This window comes from Paenibacillus oryziterrae, assembly GCF_042610485.1.
GTDB lineage: Bacteria > Bacillota > Bacilli > Paenibacillales > Paenibacillaceae > Paenibacillus_AQ.
In genome coordinates, this window is sequence record NZ_JBGJZO010000002.1 from 85,557 (window position 1) to 105,845 (window position 20,289).

Annotated in this window: 23 protein-coding genes; 3 read left to right on the plus strand and 20 right to left on the minus strand. The window is 48.5% G+C overall.

Translation table 11 applies throughout. From position 1 onward, the window contains the following. Positions 1-3: 3 nt before the first annotated feature. The 6 genes from ACAN55_RS02750 to ACAN55_RS02775 form a co-directional block, all read right to left on the minus strand. A complete protein-coding gene (locus ACAN55_RS02750) occupies positions 4-819 on the minus strand; it encodes a phosphotransferase family protein (RefSeq protein ID WP_379127777.1) in 816 nt (271 codons plus the stop codon). A gap of 62 nt (positions 820-881) precedes the next feature. Next, positions 882-1,508, minus strand: a complete 627-nt coding sequence (locus ACAN55_RS02755; RefSeq protein ID WP_379127780.1) for an alpha/beta hydrolase — start codon at positions 1,506-1,508, stop codon at positions 882-884. 82 nt (positions 1,509-1,590) lie between these two features. Then, positions 1,591-2,709, minus strand: coding sequence for a GerAB/ArcD/ProY family transporter (locus tag ACAN55_RS02760; RefSeq protein WP_379127783.1), 1,119 nt, complete (start codon positions 2,707-2,709; stop codon positions 1,591-1,593). A 24-nt stretch (positions 2,710-2,733) separates the two neighbouring features. Next, positions 2,734-2,937, minus strand: a complete 204-nt coding sequence (locus ACAN55_RS02765) for a hypothetical protein (RefSeq protein ID WP_379127786.1) — start codon at positions 2,935-2,937, stop codon at positions 2,734-2,736. A 1-nt stretch (position 2,938) separates the two neighbouring features. After that, the gene (locus ACAN55_RS02770) at positions 2,939-4,093 is read right to left on the minus strand and encodes a Ger(x)C family spore germination protein (protein WP_379127789.1); all 1,155 of its coding nucleotides are present in this window, start codon (positions 4,091-4,093) and stop codon (positions 2,939-2,941) included. After that, positions 4,090-5,640: a spore germination protein gene (locus ACAN55_RS02775; protein ID WP_379127793.1), complete on the minus strand. Its 1,551-nt coding sequence runs from the start codon at positions 5,638-5,640 to the stop codon at positions 4,090-4,092. Before ACAN55_RS02775 ends, ACAN55_RS02770 begins: the two co-directional genes overlap by 4 nt. A gap of 214 nt (positions 5,641-5,854) precedes the next feature. On the opposite strand from ACAN55_RS02775, the gene ACAN55_RS02780 reads away from it, so the two are divergent. Further along, positions 5,855-6,181 (plus strand): MGMT family protein, encoded by a 327-nt coding sequence (locus tag ACAN55_RS02780; protein ID WP_379127795.1) that lies wholly within the window; start codon positions 5,855-5,857, stop codon positions 6,179-6,181. Between the two features lie 132 nt (positions 6,182-6,313). On the opposite strand, the gene ACAN55_RS02785 is transcribed toward ACAN55_RS02780, so the two are convergent. From ACAN55_RS02785 to ACAN55_RS02815, 7 genes are all read right to left on the minus strand, one after another. Continuing rightward, positions 6,314-6,961 (minus strand): DUF1361 domain-containing protein, encoded by a 648-nt coding sequence (locus tag ACAN55_RS02785; RefSeq protein ID WP_379127798.1) that lies wholly within the window; start codon positions 6,959-6,961, stop codon positions 6,314-6,316. A 40-nt stretch (positions 6,962-7,001) separates the two neighbouring features. Next, the gene (locus ACAN55_RS02790; protein ID WP_379127801.1) at positions 7,002-8,774 is read right to left on the minus strand and encodes a SulP family inorganic anion transporter; all 1,773 of its coding nucleotides are present in this window, start codon (positions 8,772-8,774) and stop codon (positions 7,002-7,004) included. Positions 8,775-8,884: 110 nt separating this feature from the next. Further along, positions 8,885-9,211 carry an ArsR/SmtB family transcription factor gene (locus ACAN55_RS02795; protein WP_379127803.1) on the minus strand — a complete coding sequence of 109 codons (327 nt, stop codon included), beginning with the start codon at positions 9,209-9,211 and terminating at the stop codon, positions 8,885-8,887. 49 nt (positions 9,212-9,260) lie between these two features. Next, positions 9,261-9,638: a hypothetical protein gene (locus ACAN55_RS02800; RefSeq protein ID WP_379127806.1), complete on the minus strand. Its 378-nt coding sequence runs from the start codon at positions 9,636-9,638 to the stop codon at positions 9,261-9,263. 412 nt (positions 9,639-10,050) lie between these two features. Continuing rightward, complete coding sequence (locus ACAN55_RS02805; protein WP_379127809.1) at positions 10,051-10,341, minus strand: putative quinol monooxygenase; 291 nt, start codon at positions 10,339-10,341, stop codon at positions 10,051-10,053. 18 nt (positions 10,342-10,359) lie between these two features. Beyond that, positions 10,360-11,001, minus strand: coding sequence for a nitroreductase family protein (locus ACAN55_RS02810; RefSeq protein ID WP_379127812.1), 642 nt, complete (start codon positions 10,999-11,001; stop codon positions 10,360-10,362). A 34-nt stretch (positions 11,002-11,035) separates the two neighbouring features. Beyond that, positions 11,036-11,464 carry a MarR family winged helix-turn-helix transcriptional regulator gene (locus tag ACAN55_RS02815; protein ID WP_379127815.1) on the minus strand — a complete coding sequence of 143 codons (429 nt, stop codon included), beginning with the start codon at positions 11,462-11,464 and terminating at the stop codon, positions 11,036-11,038. Positions 11,465-11,670: 206 nt separating this feature from the next. Between ACAN55_RS02815 and ACAN55_RS02820 the strand changes: the two genes are divergently transcribed. Next, a complete protein-coding gene (locus ACAN55_RS02820; RefSeq protein WP_379127818.1) occupies positions 11,671-12,450 on the plus strand; it encodes a carbon-nitrogen family hydrolase in 780 nt (259 codons plus the stop codon). A 68-nt stretch (positions 12,451-12,518) separates the two neighbouring features. Here the strand turns inward: ACAN55_RS02820 and ACAN55_RS02825 are convergent, their stop codons facing one another. Then, the gene (locus ACAN55_RS02825) at positions 12,519-13,451 is read right to left on the minus strand and encodes a lipoate--protein ligase family protein (RefSeq protein ID WP_379127821.1); all 933 of its coding nucleotides are present in this window, start codon (positions 13,449-13,451) and stop codon (positions 12,519-12,521) included. Positions 13,452-13,619: 168 nt separating this feature from the next. Here ACAN55_RS02825 and ACAN55_RS02830 point away from each other — a divergent pair, with 168 nt between their 5' ends. Beyond that, on the plus strand, positions 13,620-14,510 hold the full coding sequence (locus ACAN55_RS02830) for a CHAD domain-containing protein (RefSeq protein ID WP_379127824.1): 891 nt from the start codon (positions 13,620-13,622) through the stop codon (positions 14,508-14,510). Between the two features lie 117 nt (positions 14,511-14,627). On the opposite strand, the gene ACAN55_RS02835 is transcribed toward ACAN55_RS02830, so the two are convergent. The 6 genes from ACAN55_RS02835 to ACAN55_RS02860 all read right to left on the minus strand — a co-directional run bounded on the left by ACAN55_RS02835 (position 14,628) and on the right by ACAN55_RS02860 (position 20,263). Next, on the minus strand, positions 14,628-14,954 hold the full coding sequence (locus tag ACAN55_RS02835; RefSeq protein WP_379127827.1) for a thioredoxin family protein: 327 nt from the start codon (positions 14,952-14,954) through the stop codon (positions 14,628-14,630). After that, positions 14,951-15,313 carry a MerR family transcriptional regulator gene (locus ACAN55_RS02840; protein WP_379127830.1) on the minus strand — a complete coding sequence of 121 codons (363 nt, stop codon included), beginning with the start codon at positions 15,311-15,313 and terminating at the stop codon, positions 14,951-14,953. The genes ACAN55_RS02835 and ACAN55_RS02840 overlap by 4 nt, the downstream gene beginning before the upstream one ends. A gap of 89 nt (positions 15,314-15,402) precedes the next feature. After that, the gene (locus ACAN55_RS02845; protein WP_379127833.1) at positions 15,403-16,593 is read right to left on the minus strand and encodes a Ger(x)C family spore germination protein; all 1,191 of its coding nucleotides are present in this window, start codon (positions 16,591-16,593) and stop codon (positions 15,403-15,405) included. Continuing rightward, entirely contained in the window at positions 16,590-17,648 is a 1,059-nt protein-coding gene (locus ACAN55_RS02850; protein ID WP_379128679.1) for a GerAB/ArcD/ProY family transporter, read from the minus strand. Before ACAN55_RS02850 ends, ACAN55_RS02845 begins: the two co-directional genes overlap by 4 nt. 61 nt (positions 17,649-17,709) lie before the next feature. Then, positions 17,710-19,467 (minus strand): spore germination protein, encoded by a 1,758-nt coding sequence (locus ACAN55_RS02855; RefSeq protein WP_379127836.1) that lies wholly within the window; start codon positions 19,465-19,467, stop codon positions 17,710-17,712. 163 nt (positions 19,468-19,630) lie between these two features. Next, the gene (locus ACAN55_RS02860; protein ID WP_379127839.1) at positions 19,631-20,263 is read right to left on the minus strand and encodes a ThuA domain-containing protein; all 633 of its coding nucleotides are present in this window, start codon (positions 20,261-20,263) and stop codon (positions 19,631-19,633) included. Positions 20,264-20,289 lie beyond the last annotated feature (26 nt).

A 20,289-nucleotide genomic window follows, 5' to 3' on the forward strand; every position in this document is an offset into this window, starting at 1 on the left:
GAATTATAATCGGAATGATTTGGAGCGCAGTCGGGTACGGACTTCTTTGGCCAGATGTGTTTTTTCTGAGGTTGGAAGCCATTCCGTAAGACGGGCAGCTGCTACAGGCAGAACCCACTGGTTAATTTCCTTGTAGGATATCCCGGAACGTTTCAGATACTCTTTGACATATCTTTTAGTTAACCGTGATCTCCCTATGCCAATCATCAGTTTAGTGATGAACGAGGTTCCCGGGGGCATAGATCCTATACTGAACATAACTACTGAACGGGCTGCATCTCCGGCAGGCTCACCCGCATACCCTGTCATCCAGTCGATCACCGACATCCGTTCATCCAAGAGCACATTATCCGGGTGAAAGTCTCCATGACACAGTTTGTTTCCCTCTGGCAGCTTATCCAAATAAGCGATAATATCTGACTTCTCCTCGACACTGAGAATGGGGGCGCCAATGATGTTGTGGCGCAGTATTTCCTTTTGCCGGCCGATTCCCGGAGCAGCCTCCAGCTTATGCAGACTATGATGCAGCTCCGCCATGGAGGTGGCGTATCCACCTATTTTCCAGGGCTGTTTGCCCATATATGTAAGTAAAGAAAGTCCTTCGATACGCTGAAATACGATACCCATCCGTCCTTCAATCGTTACAATCTCGATCGGCTTGGGGGTACCAATGCCCTGGTTATATACATATTGACTGATTTCAAATTCGCGTCTGATCTGATCCTCCGGAATTTCGTCACGATACAGCTTCACTACCTCGTGATCCCCATACTCCCAAACCTCTGCCGTCCGGCCTTCTCCAATAAGCTTCCCCTGCATATCGAGCCTCCCCTATTCCGCTTCCATCCCAAAGTAATTCAACTTCATGCTCACTATCCCGCTTATGCCTGTAGAGCAGAGAGCAAGAATTCATGATATATATTAATAATGACAATAAGTATAGCTACAGATTCGCTGACTGAATCAACCTCCAGGGCATGGTTAGCATCGTCGATCCGATACACTCTGAGCCCCGGTAGGCCGCCAATTTCCTGAGAATGACTCTCTCCGAACAACGGGTCATTACTGCCGTAAATTACACTTCCCCGGCTTCGTTGTATATAAGGTATGGTGTCTGCCAGCGGTGTTAAATACATATGCGACGTTCTCTCCTGTATACCCAGCTCCTCAGCTACCCTTCCGGCGATGGTGGTTCCCATACTTTTGCTGATAAAGAGAAACTGCTCATAACTGGTAAGCTGTCCGACCGCCGACTTACATTCCTCTACAACGATGCCGATCTCCTCACGTTTCAGCTCCGCCCGTGCACTTTGATACCCGTACTCCAAAATGAGAATATCGCACTTGTATTCCCTTGCAGCCTTAGTCGCATAATCCAGTAAGGAACGTTCTGCTGAATAGTTCTTCCCTGGAAATAGGACAGCCAGTACCTTGGAGCCTTGTGTGATATGCTTATGCCTGACTTCATGACCCCAATACGAAGACATCAGAATATTGCTTACACCCATAACTCCCTCTCCCCACTTTTTGCCATCTACCCGTATTATAGCAGAGATTAATGCCTGTCCGGGTAAGGCGTTTCATAGGTTGCTACTGCTTGTTTTTTTGCGTCTTCTGCGTTTTTTGTGCATTGTTCCGTTTCGCCTTAATCTCTGCGCCAATCCATAACGCACCAGGGATAATCACCTGAAAAGGCAGGGCGTACACTTTATAGATATGGAATGCAAAATACTGCATTTCCATAATGTTCTTATAAAGAAAGTTAGACAAATAGATCATGATAAAGCCAAGCTGTAGAACTACCGAACGGTAGCTTTTTAGCTTGAGGACCTTCGCGAGTCCATTGCTGGCCACAAATAGGCACAAACTCACTTTAATGTACAATGAGGTCACAAATACGATCGCCGAAGACCCCTCAATTCTCGTCAGAAAATCGCCCACATTAATCCTGCTGACCGCTACATAAGAAGGAAAATATAGGCTCGATAAAAGCTCCGGACCCAGAACGAGCAGATTACGCACCGTAATTTCTGTTATAAAAAAACCTGAAATCAGCATGCCGCTCAGCAAAACCTTATAAGCCGACCCCTTCTCTGGCAGTACATGAAACGCACCAAGAAAGATGACTGTTTCAGCAAAGGGGAAGGTGAATTGTCCGAACACGTCATTAGAAACAGCCTGCCAGCTGCAGTCTAGCATAGGCTTCAAATGCTCGTAATCGAATAGAGGAACCGCCAGAATCTGAACGACGACAATCACAATCATGCAAAATAGAAACAAAAACTTGGCGCTTCTGCCTAATACCTCAAGCCCAGACTTTACCGCCCATACGCATAGCAATCCAACACACATCATAGGAACGACCATAGGTGTTTCGGTTAAGGCCACCGTCCTAGTGAATTCCCCGAAATTCCGCAGAACCAGCGCTCCCAAGTGGAGAGCGTACCAGATATACAGGCAGGAGATCACTGTACCTGCGATTCTGCCGAACACAGCGTTCAGCATATCGAATAATTCTTTACCCGGAAAAAGGACATGCAATCTGGCATACATACACATGAGAGGCACTGCTAACGTCAGCGTAATCAAAAGAGCAACCCATGTACTGTTCCCTGACTCCCCGGCTACACCCATGATCAAGGAACTGCCCATTATAAACAAGATGACGATACTGATAGACTGGCCACCCGGAATAACTTCCTTGCTCATGGACTCTCCTCCTTTCAGACAGGGTTAGTATAATCGTTTCACCAGATTAACAATAAGAGGTGACGGGCTGGGGATATTCCAATGCATCAGCATCGCGAAAGCAAGCGAGAAAGAAATCAGACACAGGGTCGAACAGACATAGAAATCCCGCTTGAGACCTTGCTTCAGAAGCCCATACGGATCAACAAGGACAATCACCGTGTATGCAACCAATAGAACTATAAACAAGTTAGTCTCCTTCCATAATCGATCTTGTTGTTTTGGCACTGCTGTCTATAAATACTTTGGACTTCACAACGACATCCATGTTGGCAAATTCCTGCGGCCAATGATCCTTCAGCTTATTCCAGGTTTTCGGCATATCTTCATGAATAGCATCCCCAAACCCGAAAATATCGCTTTGATATTTCTTTTGTGCCTTATGGACAACCGCAAGAATCTTCGTCTCTATCATCTTCTCGGCCAACCGCTGAATCTCGAGTATATTCTGGCGGGTTATGAATCCACTAGAGGTCATGACTTCATCCAGATTTGTATGTGTTTCTGTCTTAATCTGCATTTGCAGCTTCCCGTTCACCCAGACAGGTTTAGTCTTCGATTTATTTGACAAGATTTCCAGAGAATAAATGGGAGTCTTGTTCTCTTCACCTACGGGTAGAACGCCTCCCTTTACTCTATCTCTGGCGAATTCAATAAACTTTGTTTCTTCGCCCGTCATATCCCCTACCAACTTGTCCCTTTGGAATATAGCAGTACCGGAGGAGCGTACTGTTTTCTTGCCATCTTTTTTATGGATATAGATCAGCGGAGCAACCGTAGAGACCCCCTTAGTCTCCAACGTGTGAATAAAATCCCAAATTTGAACATGCGGCGCCGTACTGATATGTTGCTCATCAAGCATCATTTGGGCAATATCGAAAGAAATGATGGATCCCGTTACGCTATTTTGATTAAGAATTTCTCTGGCTGTCTTTTCTTTGGAGACAAAAATCAATACGTCCGATCGGGTCTCTGTATCTCTGCTGTACCAATCTATGACTCGGATCAGTCCCTCCCGGGCGAACTCCTCACTGACGATGATGGCTTTGGCATGGCTCCAGAACAACTTCTTCCCGGTTATTGAAATAAGGCTGCGTACAATGTCGAACATCGTGTCTCCTGCTAGACTTATAATCTTAGATTTCTCTTGGGTATTCTGCAGTCCACCTCTGGTGTCAACATACTCCACCGATAACAGCAGTTTGCCGTCCTCCTCGTTCTTGTCAATGGCAACCCCTGCGACAATGGCCATATCATCAACCTCCTTGTAATTCCAGCAGCCCGCTGTAGTAAACGCGAGGACCACGGAGAGTAGCACAATTAGTACCTTCCTAAAGCATTTCATAGTTTTCTCCTCGGCTGCTTTTGGGTCATCCGCTTCATATTACGTGCTCCGATAAGCGCAGGACGGGTGTGCATGTGCCACCAAGGTACCCTGATGAAGGTGTCTTTCACATCCTGCGGCCGGATGGACCCTACGCCGAGCATGTAAGGAACACCAAAAGATCGCAGACTCATCAAGTGAATGACCAAACCGAGCAGACCAAAAAAGTACCCATAAATGCCTAGAAAAAAGGCCAATACGAGCAAGCAGATTCTTACCACGATCGACGATCCTGTAAGCTTGGGATTCAGTAGTGCAGTGATCCCCGTCAGACCTACCACAATGACCATGGGTGCACTGACAATTCTGGCATCAACCGCTGCCTGTCCGAGGACCAGAGCGCCAACGATACTGACTGCCTCACCGATTGAAGTCGGAATCCGGGCTCCTGCCTCCCGCAGAATTTCAAATATGGTTAACATGATAAACGCCTCCACCACCGTCGGGAAAGGAACGGCAAGCCTTGCTGAAGCAATACTGAGCAAAAGCGCTGTTGGCACCATTTCCTGACTATATGTTACTAAGGCCACATAGATAGCCGGAATACTGATGGACATAAACGCACCTATGATCCGAAGAATACGATTAAACGAGGAGAAGAAGTAATTAATGTAATAGTCCTCGCTAGACTGGAAGTTCTCCACAAAAACAAAGGGCAGTGTAAGAGCAAAGGGGCTGCCTTCAATGAGAACACCTATCCTCCCCTCCATAATTTTAGCAACGAGAGAATCCGGACGTTCCGTGTTCCCAATCATCTCATAGGGTGAATATGGCTCATCCCGGATTAACTCGGAGAGATGTCCTGTGTCCATGATGTGATCAATTTCAACCCGTTCCAGCCGTCCATGGAGTTCTTTCAAAATATCCGGAGAGGCCAAGCTTTCCATATAGCAAATGCAAGTTTGTGTTTTGGAGCGCGTACCAATCTCGCTGAAGACAAACTTTAAATCTGTGTTTTGGACTCTTCGGCGGATCTGTGTCAGATTGACTAGCAGCGATTCGGTGAACCCTTCACGAGGACCCCGGATGCCTTTCTCCGTCATCGGATCTGTAATCGCCCGGATCTCCCATCCTTGAGTATTTATATTAAGCGCACCGGCATAACCGTCCACCATAAATACACTCTTTCCCGCAACAACAGCTCCTACTAATTCATCCAGCTTCTCAGAGGCCATCACTTCATTGACACTTATGATTTGCGTGCGAAATTTCTCCATCAGCTCAGCAGGATTCATTCCATCTGCTTCCTCGAATTCAAACTCGATGACCGGCTTGATAATGCCCTCTTGAATTAAGGTCTGGTCAATCATGCCGTCAACGAAAACCAGACAACAGCGGATGTTTCTGCAATGAGAGTTCTCAATCACTCTGATTCTCAATGTCTCGTCGCTTTTAAATATGGTCCGGAACAACTGCAGGTTCTCATCCAGAGAGGTACTTAGAGACGGCGTGTGAGAAGCTTTGCTTGCGGCATTGTTCTGGACTTTGTCCGTTTCTTGTATGGGCACATGGAATCCTCCTGACACAACAGATTTTGTTAAATTATCCCCCGTTCCTCTCACTCCTATGCAATGAGAACAAACGGAACATACAAGAATGAAGGTCGGAGTGAAATTTTCTTTCATTTGATCAATAAAAAAAGGACCGCTTGCGCGGTCCCCTTCTGCGTGACTATGAAACTGTTATAATGAATAGTATCCCTACCGCTGAAGGAGTTCCAAGATGACACCATTTACCGAAAATGTAATCCGCATCATACAATCTATTCCGGAAGGAAAAGTCATGACCTACGGAGGCATCGCCTTTGCTGCAGGCAGTCCCCGCGGAGCCCGGCAGGTCGTCCGCATCCTTCACTCCATGAGCCGGAAGCATAAGCTTCCCTGGCATCGTGTGGTTAACGCCAAGGGAATGATCGCCTTGACCGAAGATGAGTCCGGCTCTATGCAGAAGCTGATGCTTCAGGGAGAGGGCGTTATTTTTAATATGAGAGGCGCTATTGATCTGGAGCGGTTTCTGTATATTCCGGAGGAGAATGACTACCTAAGATAAATAGCTGAAATGCTCTGACAGCTGGACCATAACTCCGGTGAATGTTGCCTCTTATCTACGATTACTATTCACCTTGTTAAGCTCTCCTCTTCCGGGGAAATCTTTGTTGTCCGGATGTTGTACCTTTCATGTTCAGGAAGCTGTAAAGCGTGGGTAGATGACCAGTAAGACGAAGGCTGTGAACAGACTGAAGAATACAGACTGTAAGTTCAGGCTCTTTAAGACGAGAGCATACAGCTGGTGCCGGTCGGTCAGCACATCCCAGCTGTTCAGACGGTACACCCTGCCGAGCAGTACGCCATATCCGCCCAGGACACAAGCCGCCAGCACAAAGATCCAAGAGAGCAGCATACTGCTCTTCCGGTAAATAACTGCCTGGAACTGATACAGCGAGAAGAACCCCGTCATCCAGCCGCTCCAAGTGAATAGCAGCAGCATAGTAAGGTCATACCAGTACCGGCTTTGAATTTCACCGGCCACGATATATTTACGGCTCCGTATAGTTAAATGCAACAGATCCGTCATAATGTAGGGCGAATTGGGAAAGAATAACAGCCAAGCTCCCCCCAGAAAAAACAGCAGTATACCGCCAATATTCTGCTTCTCAAGCTGATGAGCCGCCATGGAGAAGACAAATGGAACCCATGCCAGGAACAGATTCCAGAGCAGAAAAGCATAAAAGGTATCCGTTCGCAGTGAAACAACACGGTATACAGCCAGTGCTGCAAGCGACAGCGCGGCTAGAAGCACAAAAACCTTCGAATAATTCAATTCTTTCATTGGATCAGCTTCTCCTATGAAACCGCAGGGTTACGGTGTATTACCCTAATTCCGCTGAACTGTTTATCCCGGCATAGCGGTTCTTGTACGAACGCTGGCTTGACGTCTCTTCCATACCGGAGAATGCACGGCATTCACGGAATGCAAAATGTCTGCAGCCTGCACATTTACTTTTATCCACCTCGTGAAGCGCGCTATTAATCGCAAGTCCGGTGTGCTCATAGAATTGGGCTTCGCCTATTTTATCATACAATCCAGTTTTTTTCAGCATAGCAAGCGGCTGGGGCTGGATTCCGGATATGAGCAGTTTACCTCCTGAATGTTGCAGTTGCTTCGCAAGTCCTGATAAATTGGCTTCCCCTGTGGTATCCATAAATGGAACCTTACCCATACGCATAAGAACGATATCCGGCTGATCCGGCCCAGCCCCCGGCATGGTGTCATCGAATTTATAAGCAGCCCCGAAGAAAAGCGGGCCTTCCACGTTGTATATCCCAATCTGCGGACAATCATGATGTTCGTTCACCATATGCGGCCCAACCTTGACCGAATTCGGATCCGGGAGCACCTTCGCAACCAGATGTACCTCACCCATCCGTTTCACAAACAGAATGACGGCAAGAATCAAGCCCACCTCTACCGCCAGCGTCAAGTCAGCAAATACAGTCAGCAGAAAGGTAATGAACAGGACAATTGAGTCACCAGTTCTGGTCTTCAGCAAATGAAGAAACTCTTTACGCTCGCTCATATTCCAGGCCACCACCATTAGAATAGGAGCCATTGCTGCAAGCGGAATAGAAGATGCATAAGGTGCAAACAGTAGAAGAATTAGAAATACAACGATCCCGTGGATCACTCCAGAAATAGGAGATACCGCTCCAGTCCGGATATTGGTAGCCGTTCGTGCAATCGCACCAGTGGCAGGAATCCCACCGAACAAAGGCGCAACAATATTGGCAATGCCTTGACCTATCAGTTCGCGGTTGCTGTTATGGCGTTCCCCGGTCATACCATCTGCTACAACAGCGGACAACAGGGATTCAATTGATCCCAGCATGGCGATCAGGAAAGCCGGCCGGATCAGAGAAACGATACGCTCCCACGTAATCACCGGAAAGTGAAAGCTTGGCAATGTGCTTGGAATAGCACCATAGGCGGTTCCGATTGTCGTTACCTTGCCGCTGAAGAACAGCGCTGCAGCAACCGTGGCGCATAAGAGCCCGATGAGCGAGCCTGGAATTTTCGGAGCAAAACGGATGGCCAGCATTACGACCACAAGACATATGGAAGCCGTAAGAATGCTATACATATTAATAGTCGAGATATGGAGGCCGATTTCTTTCATATTGTCTATAAAGCTCTCGTGCCGCTTCATATCTTTCAGTCCGAGGAAATTGGCGATCTGTCCGCTGAAGATGATAACAGCGATCCCTGCGGTGAAACCTATCGTCACCGGTCTTGGAATAAATTTGATCAGTACACCCAACCTCAGCACGCCCATGAGTACGAGGAATACCCCCGCCATCATCCCGGCAATCAGCAGATTCTCATATCCGTATTCCATGGCAATAGCGAACAGGATTGGAATGAAGGCACCTGTAGGACCTCCGATTTGAAACTTCGAACCACCCAGAAGCGAGATCAGAATGCCGGCCACAATGGTCGTATAAATGCCATATTCCGGCTCCACCCCTGAAGCAATAGCAAAAGCCATCCCGAGAGGAATGGCAATAACACCGACGATTGTCCCGGAAATCATATCCTTGCGTAACGAAGCAATGTTGTAGCCTTTAAAACGGCCCCACCCTGTCATGATCTAACCTTCTTTTCTTTGAATATCTGATTATTTGAATATAAAAGAAACATTACTCCTGCGCGCGACGGTTGTCAACGGCGAAATAACGTTTCTTTGAATCAAAATTCCTATTCGCTGCGAATGCCTTCAAGCAGGGAAATGGCGTTCACCAGATGATTATCGAAGATTTGCTTGGCGACCGAGAGCAGATCCTTAATGAGGGGGTCACGGAGAGAGTAAATAACCGAGGTTCCATCCTTAACGCTGTTAACCACATTTTTGGCACGCAACACGGCAAGCTGTTGGGATACGGCAGATCCTTCTGAGCCCAAAATGGCCTGCAGCTCATTCACATTCTTCTCGCCTTCACTCAGCAGCTCCAAAATGCGGATGCGCATGGGATGAGCCAGCGCTTTGAAAAACTCGCTTTTAAATTGCTGGATATCGCTGTTCATCAGATTGTTCTCCTTAGACCTTAACGTTAATTCTCCTAATCATATCATATCAATTGGACACCGGATAGATTTGAACCTCCGCGGCCTTCAGGCTGACAAAGGTGCCCAGAGCCATAGGTTCGCCCAGAGACTCGAACATAATGAACTCATTGTCCATCCCGAGAAATCCCGTTCCGTCTTCTTCAATATTGTCCAGTCTACCTGTGAACACCGTACCATCAGCTTCCCGGCAAATCCTGTTCTCCCCAGAGTCTGCCGGCAGTATATCTATCCATCTCATCAAAAGCACCGGCAGTTCGAACTCTACCTCATATTCTTCCTGAGCAGCAACATTTGCCCCGCACCAAATGCCTTTTCCTTCCCCATATTTGCAGGTAAACAAAACCTCGTTCTTTCGTAATCCCCGTCCAGTAATCGTAATCTTCATAGGTAGCGCTCCAAGTTCATTAGTGTAATCTATATATTGGACCAAAAATTTTGCCATTCGGGCGAGTCGTAACTACGGTGAATGTTTGGACTTCGGCCGCTGTTGTCTTCCGATTTCTTGATTCAACCGCTGTTCGCGGTTGAAATCCGAAGACAGCATATGCTTCCGGTGCGAGCTTTCCTTCGGAAAGCTTTCGGGCGGACACTAACGCTCCTCCAGTTCCAAAAATTCCCCTACGTTACCTTTGCCTTATTGTTAAGTATTTAAGTTCAGATTATAGGTTATCCGGACCATAAAATAAAGGCAGGTCTTGGTGAGGGTTCCCAGGCAATAAAATAAGCGGCCCAACGAATGGGCCGCTCAGCATCCAGATATATAGGGTGGAATACCACCTTATCTGTTCATACACGCTTTACACTGCAGTTCCGTTATACACTTTCACATCCAGCGGTGCGGACAGGAATTCTGCCGCCTTAGCCGCGAATGAAGTGAAATGGCTGCTACTGTTATGCTCCGACACCGCAGCGGAATCCCGCCAGGTCTCCACCATAATGAATTTATCTTCCTGCTCAGTATGCTTGTATAGTTCATAGGAGAGATTGCCTTCTTCAGCAACGGAAGCTGCAATTAACGGCTTAATTTCTTCCAGGAACTGCTCCCGGCGTTCCGGTTTCACTTGAAATACAGCATGAATAATAATCATTGTATTGGAGTCCTCCTATTACGCCCACTGGGCAATTCTGTGAATGGGCAGACGTACAGAAGCATAACCTTCTTCGGCTGCTTTACCGATGGACAGCAGCATTACCGGAATATAACGTTCCTTATCCAATCCAAACGCTTCTGCAATCTGTTCCTTCTCATAGCCGCCGATTGGGTTGGTGTCGTATCCGTGGGCCCGGGCAACCAGCATCAATTGCATGGATACAAGACCTGCATCAATGATAGCTGTCTCCCTGGTAATAGATGCAGGCAGATTGGCGAAATGGGCTCCAAAAGCAGCCAATTGTCTCTCCTTCACTTCTGCCGGCATCAGTCCGCGCTCAACAGCAGCGCCGTAAATCTCTTCGGCGTAATCAAAGTTATTCATATCCCCGAATACAGCAATGACTGCTGATGAAGTCTCTACTTGCTGCTGATTGAATTTCGCCAGTGGAGCCAGTTTAGCTTTACCTTCTGCACTCTCAATAACCACGAAACGCCATGGCTGCATATTTACGGATGATGGTGCAAGTGTGGCTTCCGTCAGAATTTGTTCCATTTCTTCCTTGCTGATTTTAACCGAAGGGTCATATTTGCGGATCGACCGACGGCCTGTAATGATTGCTGAAAAATCATTGGTTTGCATAGTTGTTGTGTTCATTAGTATTTCTCCTCCACAGGTTCAAATATTTATCTTACAGCTGACTAATATTGTGCTGCATGCGGGTCAACAGATCCGTGAGCACAGCGCGGTCTTGTTCATTAAATCCGGTTAATAAGCCATTAATAAAACGGTCCTTCTCCTGAAGATAGTCGGCAATGTGCTCCCGCCCCTGCTGCGTTAAGCAGACGAGCGTGACCCTATTGTCCGCCGGATTATTGCGCCGGGTAATCATACCGCCCTCTTCCAAGCCTTTCAAATGGCGGGTAATCGCTGCGGCATCGATATCCAGTATTCTTTGCAGGGCAATCTGACTGATCTCTTCACCTCGGTACAGTTCATCCAGCAAGCGCAGACGCGACGGACTAATGCCGGCACAGCGTTCAAACTTCGGTCCAACGACCTTATTCAATGAGAGCAGCAATGCGAAGATGCAATCTTCCTGTCTATGATGACCGTTCACTTAAGCCCTCCCTTCTGTGCCAGATCGAAACGATAAACGCTATTTATTTATGTGTTATATAAAAGTAAGCGACTTATTATTATATACCACATTATTGATTGACCCGTCAACGATTATCTCCAAAAACATTTAAAACATCCCTCTTGTATCCATCCTCCGGTACGTATAGGCTTGAACGTATAAGACTATGTACAGGAGGTTTCCCTTTGAGAATATCCCTTATACAGCTTGATATTGCTTTCGGCGACCCTAAAACGAACTATGCGGCTATGGAGGCTAAAATCCGTGAAGCTGCTGCCTCTTCTCCCGACTGTATTCTCCTTCCTGAATTGTGGACAACCGGATATGATCTGTCCCGGCTGGAGGAAATTGCCGATCCCGGCGGAAAAATCACTTCAAGGTTCATTTCATCGCTGGCGAAAGAACTGGGCATAAACATTGTTGCGGGCTCCATCGCCAAAAAGACCTCCGAAGGTATTACCAACAGCATGCTCGTATTTAACCGTCAAGGCGCAGTCACTGGAGAATACAGCAAACTGCATTTATTCCGGCTCATGGACGAACATCTGTATCTGAAGTCCGGGGAATCCAAAGGCCTGTTCACACTGGATGAAGTTCCTTGCGCTGGTCTGATCTGCTATGACATCCGCTTCCCTGAATGGGTTCGTGTCCATATGACCCTTGGAGCAAAGGTATTGTTTGTCAGCGCCGAGTGGCCATTGCCCCGGTTATCCCACTGGCGAGCGCTGCTTATTAGCCGGGCGATCGAAAATCAATGCTATGTTGTCGCTTGCAACCGCAGCGGAAGTGATCCCGCGAGCAGGTTCGCCGGACATTCCATGATTATTGATCCTTGGGGGGAGATTGTCTGCGAAGCCTCCGGCAATGAAGAGATTCTAAGCGGGGAAATCGACCTTCAAAGGGTGGAGCAGATTCGTGCAGAAATCCCTGTCTTCTCCGATAGACGCCCCGACCTGTATAAATAACCTGCTTGAAAAAAAGACGCTGCAGGCAGCCGTCTATCCTGGCTGTCCTGCAGCGCCTCACGCCATTTCTACTGCTGGGCATATCGCTCCCGCAGCACTTGTGCTGCCTCACGTACGCGTTCATCCCCGTATTCAAGCGAATACCCCATCTCCAGTGCCAGCGCAGAAGCCGGACGAAGACGGATTCCTCTCTTCTCCAGTGCCTCTTTAATGCCGGCTGTAAAAACTTCAGCGGCATCAGGCCCGCCGAGCTCACCTAGAGCGGCAATGGACTCCGGATGCACATCAGGATAACTCAGGCCCTCCTGTCCGCACACAGCATCTGCATAAAAATTGCGAATTAGTTCACCCCGCTGCTTCCCGGATCCCGAGACCACAACAAATGCATGTACAAAATAAGCACTGCTCTGCCGCCGCTGGGCAATGCCGCAGAATTTACGGCCGCCGATCGACAAATCGAAGTCGCCAGGACAATACGAATGGACAATTTCACCTGCCTCAATCTGTGCGGCAGCCTTAGGGTGTGTCACAGCGACTGCTTCTGTGATCAGTGAAGACAGCAGGCGGAAATCATCATGGAAATCCAGCTTGCCGCGGCTTTTCGGCAGAAGCAGAGATACATTCACAATTCCGGCATCGAGCGGTACTGCGGCTCCTCCTGAATGTCTTACGGCCGTATATACTCCCTGTTCCTCAAGCTTATTCATCGCTTGACGGGCGCAAGGAAGCTTGCTATCCCTGAGCCCCAGAACTACCCCACTCGGATGAGACCACAAATGGATGGAGGGCGGCGCAAGGCCGGCTCCGATATCACGGCACAAGGTTTCCTCAAAAGCGAAGGGGCTTAGCATGTCCACGCTTCCCATTCCGTCCGCTCCCGCTTCCCGGTTCTTGACACTCTCCTGTACATTATTCTTCTGCAGTCCATGTTCAAACAGCCCCAGCTCTGGTGGCAGAGAGTTCAGTTCTGTATAGGATAGCGGATAAGTTCTTTCTGTCATTAGGGATAACGCCTCCGGCCCGGTTCATAATGGTCGTATTATAACCGATTTAACCGGCATCCGCGAAGTCCTAAATATCCTTAAGATTTGTAATGTTGTATTGATAACGCTATCCTAATAGCATAGACGTTATCCTTCATCTAACCCAAATGTGAGGAGTGATGCCTTATGACAGTGGAGATTCCATCCCCCGGCAGCCGGCTAGGCAGAACCGGTCAGTGGCAGCAGGCCCTGAATGTGCTGTACATCAACTTTAAAGACTACAGTCGCAGCGCATTAGAAGACTTTGACGATGAGGCTATTCATCAGGCGAGAGTGAACAACCGTAAACTACTGACACTGCTCTCGATCCTGGACCCTTCCCATTCCACCGGACTTTATTCCATCTTTAAGAAAGCTCAGAAACGGCTCGGCAAGGTCAGGGATGCTGACGTTCTGATTAAATCCTTCAAGGATAGACGCAAATTTGTTAAGGAAGACGGAGATACGGAAACCGCCAGCCTCCTGAAAACCGTGATCCGGCATCAGAAGGTTGAACGCAGGAAATACCGCCATAAGCTTGCAAGGGACCTCCCGGCTCTGTTCAGCAAAAACGTGGACAAGCAGTGGAATGAATTTCTGGAGGTTCAGCTAGAGCCGCTTGCTGCAAATCGGGATGCCAATGTGGTTATGCGCGAGCTGGAGGTCGCCTTCGACCAGCAGAAGCAGAAGTGCAGAGCGCTGATGAAATCAGCAGAGACCGATTCCGGCGAGATCTTCGAGGCACTGCATGATCTGAGAATCGCCGCTAAGGAATTACGTTATACTGCGAACGCTGCCGCTTTTGCCTTGAACGGAAAATTCCATGCCAATGAGGAGATTTATAAGAAAGTGCAGGAACAGCTCGGGGAAATTAACGATAAGCGGGTATGGCTGGACATGCTGAACCGCATCGGGCCCAAGGAACTGGATATCAGCCGCAAGACTTGGACAGCATTCACAGGTCTCCTGGAAGAAGAGGTAGAAGAGGCGCTTCGCCATAATGAAGTCGTTCAGATCGGCAGCAGAAAAAGTGAGTAAGCAATCTTTCCGGCCCTTTTGCCAAATCAGAATTGTTATTCTATAAAATAAGCAGGAGAGAACACCTTGGCGGTGCTTTCTCCTGCTTTTCTTAATAGGCGGCGGCTTCTCACAAGCTCACGCTGTTAAAGTCTTATTTAATATGCCTTCATAAGCGGCTTTAGGGCGCAGACCGACCAGCTTCTCCACAGGTACTCCGCCTTTATAAATAACGACGGTCGGCAGTCCCATCACTCCAGCCTCCGAAGCCAGCTCGGGAAGCTCGTCACAATTCACTTCTACGATGGAGATCTCATTGCCATACTCATGATCCAGCTCCTCCAGGATTGGCATTAATGTCCGGCAGGGAGCACACCAGGGTGCACCATATTCGACCAGCACTGTACCTCCGAGCTGTAACTGATTATGCAGAGCGGACGCACTGTCCGCATGTAGCATTGTCATGATTCTTCCTCCCTTTCACTCAATATGGAAGCGATACGCTCCTCCAGATTCCGTTTGATCTGGTTTAACTGCTGCAGTTGTCTTTCAACATCCTCCAGCTTACTGCGATAGAGCGGCATCACTTCACTGCAGAAAGATTCCTTGTTCATAAGCACACAGTTCAGAATCCCGGCAATCTCTTCCGTTGAAAGACCCAGATTCAAATAGAACCGGATGGTTTCCACCGTTTCAACTGCGAGCGGGGAATACTCCCGGTATCCGTTCTGCATCCGGACCGGAGAGATTAATCCCTGGGATTCGTAATATCGCAGCGAACGGACACTGACGCCTGTACGCGCGGCAAGCTCACCTATTTTCATGATCTATCTCCCCGGGGTTCATGTAAGATGATACAAACAAGTATAAACCCTGACACCAGTGTCAGGGTCAACATCTTTTTTTCGGCTGGTTATTCAGAAGCTCTACCCGATGCCCCGTTATCTTCGATCTCTACTTTCACCTCGAATGTGACCGGGAGTTTCGCGAACACCTCATCCCAGTTGTCCTTCACCTTTCTCCATACGGATGGGTGCTGGATATGCAATGCCTGTCCAAATCCGGCAGCTTCAACATGCAGCTCTTGCTGCATTTTATCCACTGTAGACCTAATCCTGTCCTCAGCTACCTTCTTCAACCTTTGCTCATCCTTCTCAACGATCGCCGAATCCAGTTCCTCACCGCCTGAGCCATAGACTTCCGCGTATCTTCCAGTGAATTCTGTTTTAACAACAAACGAAATCTCCTCTTCTTTGACACTCGCTTTGATTTTACTATTTACGGATGAAATTTCATACGCCACAAGCCTGTCATTTTTGGCGTCATAAGCTTGTATAACCCCGCCATTCTTCTGGCCTGTAAGCCAGACGGCGCCTTCAAGCTCGTTCTCATTCAGAAAACCGGCCAATTTGCCTGTCTCCCCTTTAATCACGCCCGCCCCCGAGAATCTCGGTTCCTTATTATCGGCAACCACATTTTGCAGCAAAAAACTGGTCTTGCCATGGAGAGGTCCGATAGCCTTAGCTATGGATACAGGCTCCCAAATCTTTGAGCTCCGGTGCCGGTTATGAAAAATATCCTTCATCATAAGGGCGGGAATTTGTCCCGGCAGCGCCTTCTTCATCACGTCGCTTGCCCTTCCTTCGCTGACCATCAGCAGAACACTGGGCCGGATATTGTTATCCCTCTGAAAGAAGTCGATTAGCTCTGAAATCTGAGTGGAACGCGCCAGCTCCTCTCCTATCAGAATAACCTTTAGATGAACACCGATGGGAGTGAGATTGGAACGCTGTGAAAGCAACCGGTGGATTTCAAAGGTTGAATCGCCGGACTGAATCATGTTATAGAACTTACGGGATTGAGAGTTCACCTTTTGGGAACCGCTGCCTCCTTGCGGAAGGACAAACTGGTAGGCGCAGGACAGCTTCTGCCTTTTCTTCACCTGCTCGCCTTCCTGACCGCTTGCATCATCTTCGTCCCCCACGGCGGCATCCAGCGCAATGCCCACCTCCATGTTTAAATCCTCAATGGGCTTGCTGCTCCAGCACCCCGTCAGCAGGATACACTGGGCAAGCAATACCAGCCAGACAACTCGGCGTTTCATGTCCCGGCCCTCCTAAAGCAGGCGATAATGAGAAGAGGCAGCGGCAGAAGACCGAAGAGCAATATTGCCCAATTGCCCAGACCTGACCCCAATGCAAATAAACCATTAAGATCTGGAGGAAGCTCAGAAACGATATAGACGATCGGCAGCAAGACAAAGAAGCAGTGCGCTAATTTTTTATTCAGGAGTTGCGATATCCCCAAAGAGGCACCATAAAAGGCAATGCAAAATGTACAAAAGATCTGCATGATCCAAATCGCCAGCATCATCGACTCAAAACGCTCGAACATAAAATATCTCACTTCAAAACTGCGGATCAGATCTATATATGGCCATGTCCTAGTAACCACACCATCGATGGAAAATGCGCCAATCGTCATAACGACAGCTATGATATAGAATAACATGACAATACTTGTACCAATAGTAATTACCTTCACCGCCTTCTTCGGCTTATCCATAAAGGCAACCAGAAATATCATGGCATCCCCTGCCGTATATGTCAGGGCGGTTGGTTTAATGGCTTTCCACACCGGACTTAGCCCTTCTCCAAGCACAGGCCGCAGATTATCAAGTTCGAATACCTCCAGGCTCAGCAGACCGCCTCCGAGAAAAATTGTCCATGTAATCGGAACGATGAGCCTGCACATCCCCGCTATGGCATTGATCCCTCCCATACATAAATAAAGCGCCACCCACAAGAATATAGAAGCTATCGCCCAATGCGGTGTTCCATCCAGCAGAAAGTAAGAGGTTACCTCCTGTACAGAACGTATTTCAAAACCGGCAATGCACAGAAAGTATCCGGCAATCAATACGCCAATTACGAACCCAAGCGGTTTGCCAACAATCCTGCGGATGTATTGATAAAGCGTCTGACCTGGAAACCGCTGGCTGAGCTTCACAATGATAATGCCTGCCAGCATGGATATCACACCGCCCAGGATTACGGATATCCATACATCCGGTGTCTTGGAAACTTCAACAGTCGTCCGGGGAAGTGTAAGGACTCCTGCCGCAAGCACATAATTTACCATCATTATGGTTGCCTGCATCGTCGTAATCCGGTCCTTCACCTTTGAGCCCAATTCTCCTAACCTCCTTCCGTTTGCGTGGTCACCCTTTCCTGATCGGGTCTTTCGGTTTTAACAATGTCGGCCGGCCTTTCAGGAGCTGATAAGGCATTCGGATGATGAAATCCTTCCAATCGCTCATCCGGTACGGCACAGACAGGCTCAGATAAGGCACACCGAAGCTCTTTAGTTTCAGCAAATGGCTGCTTAGCAGAAGAAAGAAGAGCACAACTCCGTATAGTCCGAATACCCCAGCGAAGAACATCGCAATAAACCGCAGCATGCGGAGCGTGATCCCGGCACTGTAGGAAGGGATCGCGAAGGAAGAAATCGCCGTAACCGCAACGACGATGACCAGAATCGGGCTGACAATTCCCGCTTCAACCGCAGCCTGACCGATAATTAGGCCACCAACAATCCCCATCGCGGGACCAATCGGTTTCGGAAGGCGCAAGCCCGACTCCCGCAGTATTTCTATCGCTACCTCCAGAATCAGCGCCTCTACCAGCGATGGAAAGGGCACGCCCTGGCGGCTTCCGACAATCGAGAATGCCAGCTTGGTAGGAATCATCCCGGGATGAAAAGAAAGGAATGAAATATACAGGGCAGGTGCAAACAGTGCAATGATCGCTGCCATAAAACGAAGTATGCGAATCAGCGAACCGACAAGCCAGCGGTCATAATAATCCTCCGGAGATTGCAGCAACATCCCGAAGGTAACCGGTACAATCAGCGCAAAGGGACTGCCGTCGAGGAGCAGAGCCACACGCCCTTCCAGCAGCGCTGCCATCACTCGATCAGGACGTTCAGTATTCTGAACCTGCTGGAAGAAGCTGAGATAGTTATCTTCGATCAGTTGCTCCAGATATCCCGACTCCAGAACATCGTCTATATCCACCGTCCGGATTCTGCGTTTGATCTCTTCCACAAGCTCTTCGCTGGCAATGTCCCTGATATAGGTCATCACCAGTTCCTTCTGAACCCTTCTGCCGACAGTAAAAGAGATCATAGCAAGCTCCGTTTGCTGTCCCAGCCTTCTAAGCATTGCTGTATTGTCACTTAATGTCTCGTTGAATCCGATTCGTGGCCCGCGCAGAAGCGCTTCGGATACCGGCTCCTCCACCCCTCTTGTTTTCCCCTTGGATGTTCCCAGCACGATTGCCTCAGGCACTCCCTCCACCAGCAAGACAACAGAGCCGAATAATACCTTTTGCAGCGACATCCGAGGATCTCCTGTGCATTCTATTTCTGCGGACAGAACGATTTGATGGGCAATAATGTCCTTTAATTCTTCCCCCTCAGGCACATGCTCAAAGCTGTCGAAAGGACGTACCGCGTTCATTAAAGGCCTAATCACATTTTGGTCTATTCCCATCTTGTCTGTAAGTCCGTCGACAAACATCAGCACAGCTCTAAGATTCAGGCTTCCGATCCGCAGTTCCCTCATGTTGACATCGGACATATCCGCACTAAGCTCTTTAAATAGTAGTAGATTGTTCTCAAAGTCTCCGGTATACACGAGCGGGCTGTTACTCTGATCTGAGGCAGAACTTGTCTCCTTACTGCTGCCGGACTTCTGCGAGGAAGCATGGATAGGTTGCCCCTGTGCACCAGCGTTGTCTCCACGCGGAACCCCTCCCCCTATTGCCCCTTCAGCCCTGCTTCCCCTTCCGCTTGTCTGTCCCTCTTTGGTCCGGATCCAGGCGGTTAACAGCGTTATTGAAAAAGGTACGCAGAAGATCACGAAAGCCGTAAGCAGCTCGCTCCAGCTGGGAATGAATTCTTTGAACATGTTCCACAAAATTAACGCCCCCTCTTCTCCGTAACCCTATTTTGACCGAAGCTGGATAATTCATGCACTGGCACCAGTATTCCTTCATACAAAAAAATAGAACAACCAGAAGTTTCTGGCTGTCCTATTCATGCGAAAGAGTCAGATCCGCCCTATTTCTTACTCTGGATCACTACAGCAATCCGGCTGCCCACAGCCCGCCTCTATGGATCATCCGGCGGAACGGTTCTGCTGAGAACGAAGGCAAGTGATGACCCGGCATCAGATAAACTACACGCCCCAATCCAAACTCATGGCACCATGCGGCTTGCCTCATTTCCCCTTCATGCGGGTATTCCGCAAGGACCGTTGTTTGGAACCGCGGCTGACTCTCAAAATAATACGGCTCCTCATCGATGACAAAATCCTCTACCCCCTGCATGATCGGATGCTCCGGCTCCTTGATGGAAATGGACAGGGCCGTATATTCCGGATGATGGGTGAAATATGCTCCGAGCAGCGTTCCCAGCTCCTGATTCCGCTGCATCGAGATACCGTTATGTATAACCAGCAGTCCGCCGCCAGCTGCTACATACGAGAGTAATCCTGCTACCTGCTCCTGTGTAAGGAGATGATCCGTAAAATCGGTGTAGGATATAACAAGCTTATTTTCAGCGAGCGAATCGTCTTTCAGCCTATTCAAATCCTCTGAGCAGGTTAGCTCCAGATCGCCATTAAAAATAGTCTCCAGTTCACGATCCACTCCGGCAAAATGGTGATACTTAACCTCCGAGTAGGTCCCCAGGGCAAGCGCCTTTAATTTCATGGGTTTCAACACCTTTCCAGCATTTA

Excerpts from the sequence above, each read along its gene's own strand:
- ACAN55_RS02825 (WP_379127821.1), bottom strand. The coding sequence starts at position 13,451 with ATGACAGAAAGAACTTATCCGCTATCCTATACAGAACTGAACTCTCTG.
- ACAN55_RS02860 (WP_379127839.1), bottom strand. The coding sequence starts at position 20,263 with ATGAAATTAAAGGCGCTTGCCCTGGGGACCTACTCGGAGGTTAAGTAT.
- ACAN55_RS02835 (WP_379127827.1), bottom strand. The coding sequence starts at position 14,954 with ATGACAATGCTACATGCGGACAGTGCGTCCGCTCTGCATAATCAGTTA.
- ACAN55_RS02840 (WP_379127830.1), bottom strand. The coding sequence starts at position 15,313 with ATGAAAATAGGTGAGCTTGCCGCGCGTACAGGCGTCAGTGTCCGTTCG.
- ACAN55_RS02780 (WP_379127795.1), top strand. The coding sequence starts at position 5,855 with ATGACACCATTTACCGAAAATGTAATCCGCATCATACAATCTATTCCG.
- ACAN55_RS02790 (WP_379127801.1), bottom strand. The coding sequence starts at position 8,774 with ATGACAGGGTGGGGCCGTTTTAAAGGCTACAACATTGCTTCGTTACGC.
- ACAN55_RS02845 (WP_379127833.1), bottom strand. The coding sequence starts at position 16,593 with ATGAAACGCCGAGTTGTCTGGCTGGTATTGCTTGCCCAGTGTATCCTG.
- ACAN55_RS02810 (WP_379127812.1), bottom strand. The coding sequence starts at position 11,001 with ATGAACACAACAACTATGCAAACCAATGATTTTTCAGCAATCATTACA.
- ACAN55_RS02755 (WP_379127780.1), bottom strand. The coding sequence starts at position 1,508 with ATGGGTGTAAGCAATATTCTGATGTCTTCGTATTGGGGTCATGAAGTC.
- ACAN55_RS02805 (WP_379127809.1), bottom strand. The coding sequence starts at position 10,341 with ATGATTATTATTCATGCTGTATTTCAAGTGAAACCGGAACGCCGGGAG.
- ACAN55_RS02800 (WP_379127806.1), bottom strand. The coding sequence starts at position 9,638 with ATGAAGATTACGATTACTGGACGGGGATTACGAAAGAACGAGGTTTTG.
- ACAN55_RS02770 (WP_379127789.1), bottom strand. The coding sequence starts at position 4,093 with ATGAAATGCTTTAGGAAGGTACTAATTGTGCTACTCTCCGTGGTCCTC.
- ACAN55_RS02850 (WP_379128679.1), bottom strand. The coding sequence starts at position 17,648 with ATGCAGGCAACCATAATGATGGTAAATTATGTGCTTGCGGCAGGAGTC.
- ACAN55_RS02795 (WP_379127803.1), bottom strand. The coding sequence starts at position 9,211 with ATGAACAGCGATATCCAGCAATTTAAAAGCGAGTTTTTCAAAGCGCTG.
- ACAN55_RS02750 (WP_379127777.1), bottom strand. The coding sequence starts at position 819 with ATGCAGGGGAAGCTTATTGGAGAAGGCCGGACGGCAGAGGTTTGGGAG.
- ACAN55_RS02760 (WP_379127783.1), bottom strand. The coding sequence starts at position 2,709 with ATGAGCAAGGAAGTTATTCCGGGTGGCCAGTCTATCAGTATCGTCATC.
- ACAN55_RS02830 (WP_379127824.1), top strand. The coding sequence starts at position 13,620 with ATGACAGTGGAGATTCCATCCCCCGGCAGCCGGCTAGGCAGAACCGGT.
- ACAN55_RS02785 (WP_379127798.1), bottom strand. The coding sequence starts at position 6,961 with ATGAAAGAATTGAATTATTCGAAGGTTTTTGTGCTTCTAGCCGCGCTG.